Below are 494 nucleotides of genomic sequence, written 5' to 3' on the forward strand. Positions count from 1 at the left end.
CGCCGCGCGGCAGCCTGGTGCTGTATGGCTTGCAGGGCGGTAACCAGACGCCATTCCCGGCGTGTGCGGCGTTCCAGAAGAACATTCAGTTCTTTGTGCACTGTATCGGCAACTTCACCGGTAAGCCTGAACTGGGCATTATCCAGGACCAGGTCGCCTTGCAGCGGGCATTGCGGGATATCAACCAACTCACCGCCGACCGCGTGCTGGTGCCGCTGAAAACCACGGTGTTTCCGTTCAATCAGTTCGTGGAAGCGCATCGTTACATGGATGAATGCCCGTGCCGCGAGCGCGTTGCGTTGCAGGTTGAGGCTGTTTAGGGTGTAGGAATATTCTCAAAAGAGTATTCCTCGCTCCTACCTTGTGGGGCAAATGCGCCATTTGAAAGGGCTGAAGCTGTAGTGTTCCTCCACGCTCAGGCCGGTGGTTTAACGCCTGAATCCTGACTTTTTCCCCCGCGCCGCTCTGGATTCCAGCGCGGCGTTTTCGTGTGC

At 57.5% G+C, this 494-nt stretch carries 1 pseudogene; it reads left to right on the plus strand.

Annotated elements, in window-relative coordinates:
- A pseudogene (locus tag HX823_RS31750) lies at positions 1-320 on the plus strand (alcohol dehydrogenase); the annotation flags it as partial.
- Positions 321-494 lie beyond the last annotated feature (174 nt).

It is taken from the genome of Pseudomonas sp. P7759 (assembly GCF_013386445.1).
In the GTDB taxonomy this organism is placed as follows: domain Bacteria; phylum Pseudomonadota; class Gammaproteobacteria; order Pseudomonadales; family Pseudomonadaceae; genus Aquipseudomonas; species Aquipseudomonas azotoformans_A.